The following is a 1,835-nucleotide window of genomic DNA, read 5'->3' as shown; positions in this document are numbered from 1 at the left end:
CCATGAAACCAGTCAGCGCAGGGGAGTCTTCGCCCCGCCAGGGGCGAAGACCGGCGCGACGGCGAGCCCCAGACTCCCCGCTCGCGCCTTCCGCACCAATGCGCAACAACCACAAAGAACGACGCAGTTAAAGTCCCCGCTTCCAACGACTCCGAACGGGAAGCCGTGTCCGCCTCTTCCGACTCCCTGAAATCCATCTTCTTCGCGCTCGGCGCCAACTTCGCGATCGCGATCGCGAAGACCGTCGGCGCGGTGTTCACCGGTTCGTCGTCGATGCTGGCCGAGGCCATCCACTCGTACGCCGATTGCGGCAACCAGGGCCTGCTGATCTGGGGCCTGAAGGAAGCCAAGAAGGCGCCGACCGCCGACCACCCGCTCGGCTACGGCAAGGCGATCTACTTCTGGAGCTTCATCGTCGCGCTGATGCTGTTCAGCATGGGCGGCCTGTTCTCGATCTACGAAGGCGTGCACAAGCTGCACGACACCGAGCCGGTGAAATACGCCGGCGTCGCGATGGCCATCCTCGCGTTCGGCGTCGTCGCCGAGAGCGTCTCGCTGTGGGGCTGCCTGCGCGAGATCAACAAGGAGCGCGGTGCGCAGACGCTGTGGCAATGGTTCCGCCGCTCGCGCCAGAGCGAGCTGATCGTCGTGCTCGGCGAAGACCTCGCAGCCCTCGGCGGCCTGGTCGCCGCGCTCGCCTTCATCGGCCTGGCCGTGCTCACCGGCAACCCGATGTGGGATGCCATCGGCTCGATCGTCATCGGCGTGCTGCTGGTGGTGGTCGCGATCCTGGTGGGCACCCAGGTCAAGTCGCTGCTGGTCGGCCAGAGCGCCGAGCCGACGGTGCTGGCCGCGATGCGCGAGCACATCGCCGCGCAGCCCGAGGTGGCGCAGATCTACAACCTGCTGACGCAGCAGCTCGGCAACGACGTGATGGTCGCGGTGAAGGCGCGCATGGCGCCGCAGCCGTCGGACGTGGCGCTGATCGAGGCGATCAACCGGGTGGAAGCCGGGTTGCGCACCGCGTTTCCGTCGATCCGCTGGATCTTCTTCGAGCCCGACCTGAAGGACTGAGTCAGAACAACTCGCCCTGTCCGTTCGCCGGCGGCAGCCGCGGCTTGCGGAACAGCGTCAGGTCGAGCTCGGTGCGCACGCGGTTCATGCCGTGGCGCGCACAGGCCTTGCGAAAGCGCTGCGAGATCAGCTCGGCCCACACGCCCTCGCCCTTCATGCGCTTGCTGAACGTGGCGTCGTAATCCTTGCCGCCGCGCATGTCGCGGATGCGCGCCATCACACGGGCCGCGCGCTCGGRGAAGTGCTGGTCGAGCCACTGCTGGAACAGCGGGTTCACCTCCCAGGGCAGGCGCAGGATGATGCTGAAGGCCGAGCGCGCGCCGGCCTCGGCAGCCGCCTCGACAATGCGCTCGATCTCGGGCTCGTTGATGAACGGGATCACCGGCGACACGCTGACCCCCACCGGCACGCCGGCCTCGGCCAAGGTCTTGATCGTGCGCAGCCGGCGCTGCGGCGACGCGGCGCGCGGCTCGAGGATGCGCGAGAGCTCGGCATCGAGCGAGGTCACCGACACGTACACCGCCGCCAGCCCGCGCGCTGCCATCGGCGCGATCAGGTCGAGGTCGCGCTCGACGCCGGACGACTTGGTGACGATCGAGAACGCGTGGTCGCAGCCGTGCAGCACCTCGATGACCGAGCGGGTGATGCCGAGCTTGCGCTCGACCGGCTGGTAGGCGTCGGTGGCCGAGCCGATGTTCAGCATCTGCGGCTCGTAGGCGCGGCTCGCGAGCGCCTCGCGCAGGCGTTCGGCGGCGTTGACC

At 68.3% G+C, this 1,835-nt stretch carries 2 protein-coding genes; one reads left to right on the top strand and one right to left on the bottom strand.

The window, feature by feature from the left end; translation table 11 throughout:
• The first annotated feature begins 165 nt into the window (after positions 1–165).
• A complete protein-coding gene (locus tag AC1D12_RS32380; protein WP_477845246.1) occupies positions 166–1,074 on the top strand; it encodes a cation diffusion facilitator family transporter in 909 nt (302 codons plus the stop codon).
• A gap of 1 nt (position 1,075) precedes the next feature.
• On the opposite strand, the gene AC1D12_RS32375 is transcribed toward AC1D12_RS32380, so the two are convergent.
• On the bottom strand, positions 1,076–1,835 hold a 760-nt coding region (locus AC1D12_RS32375; RefSeq protein WP_477845245.1), incomplete at its 5' end, for an SPL family radical SAM protein.

The sequence above is a fragment of the Rhizobacter sp. P1_G5 genome, from assembly GCF_056405435.1.
Note: the sequence above shows the minus strand (reverse complement) of the source record. Positions and strands in the feature narration are given on the sequence as shown.